This is a genomic window from Vibrio sp. bablab_jr001 (assembly GCF_016464285.1).
GTDB classification, from domain to species: Bacteria; Pseudomonadota; Gammaproteobacteria; order Enterobacterales; family Vibrionaceae; genus Vibrio; species Vibrio fluvialis.
This window is the reverse complement of record NZ_JACDWZ010000071.1, coordinates 1-311: the sequence shown is the minus strand read 5'-3', so window position 1 is coordinate 311 and position 311 is coordinate 1. Positions and strand designations below refer to the sequence as shown.

Annotated in this window: 1 protein-coding gene; it reads left to right on the top strand. The window is 46.9% G+C overall.

The annotated features are described in order from the left end of the window. Nucleotides 1-311, top strand: a 311-nt coding sequence (locus tag JIG40_RS10610; protein WP_199465327.1) for a DDE-type integrase/transposase/recombinase, incomplete at both ends; no start/stop codon positions are given.

Here is a 311-nt window from a genome sequence, read left to right as displayed (position 1 = left end):
GTTGTTACGCCAAATCGTTTAGAGCGGCAATTCGATCCATTAGCGCCCAACACGGCTTGGGTAACGGATATTACGTACATCAAAACGCATGAAGGCTGGCTCTATCTTGGCGCTGTAATGGACTTGTTCTCACGACGAATTATTGGTTGGTCAATGGGCAGTCGTATCACTAAAGAGCTTGCGTTAGATGCTTTATTAATGGCGGTATGGCGTCGTAAACCTGCTGGCAAAGTGCTGGTTCATTCAGATCAAGGAAGCCAATACACGAGCCATGATTGGAGTGAGTTTCTAAGCGCTCATGGTTTGGAAGG